Origin of the sequence: Halomonas sp. 5021 (assembly GCF_036663435.1) — a bacterium.
GTDB classification, from domain to species: Bacteria; Pseudomonadota; Gammaproteobacteria; order Pseudomonadales; family Halomonadaceae; genus Vreelandella; species Vreelandella janggokensis.
The window spans coordinates 1-578 of the sequence record NZ_JAXOVU010000041.1 but is presented as its reverse complement, the minus strand read 5'-3'; the positions used below and the strand labels follow the sequence as shown (position 1 = coordinate 578).

Annotated in this window: 1 protein-coding gene and 1 pseudogene; both read left to right on the top strand. The window is 57.1% G+C overall.

Going from position 1 to position 578, the window contains the following annotated elements; all coding sequences use genetic code 11:
* Window positions 1-264 (top strand): metal-sensing transcriptional repressor (locus tag R3F64_RS19385; RefSeq protein ID WP_332613259.1); only part of this gene is annotated, 264 nt, incomplete at its 5' end.
* A 33-nt stretch (window positions 265-297) separates the two neighbouring features.
* Window positions 298-578, top strand: a pseudogene (locus R3F64_RS19380) (MFS transporter); the annotation flags it as partial.

Sequence of the window (578 nt, the reverse complement as noted above, 5' to 3'; positions counted from 1 at the left end):
ACGCACCAGACGCACCCAGATATCATCAAGCGCCTGAACCGCGCACGCGGACATCTGCAAAGCGTGACTCAGATGATAGAGGACAGCCGCGCCTGCCTGGACATTGCTCAGCAGCTGCACGCCGTCGAAAAGGCCATTCAACAGGCCAAAAAAACCTTGGTGCAAGACCATATCGACCACTGCATGGAGGAGGCGATAGGTCCCTTAACGGCGACTCAGCGTGAGCACGTCAGGGATTTTAAGGCCATCGCCCGCTACCTGTGAATGCATCTAAGCCCTCTCATTGAGGAGCGATCTATGATCGGTGTACTCGCCCATCGCGTCTATCGCCATCTCTTTTTCGCTCAGGTCATTGCACTGATTGGCACCGGTCTGAGCACCGTTGCCCTAGCGTTACTGGCTCATGATCTTGCTGGAGGGCAGGCGGGTGTCGTATTAGGCACAGCGCTGGCAATTAAGATGGTCGCCTACGTGGGCATTGCGCCACTGGTGGGTGCTTACGCCTCACGCCTGCCACGACGCATGTTGTTGGTTAGCCTCGACTTGCTGCGTGCAGCCGTGGTTTGCGCACTGCCTTT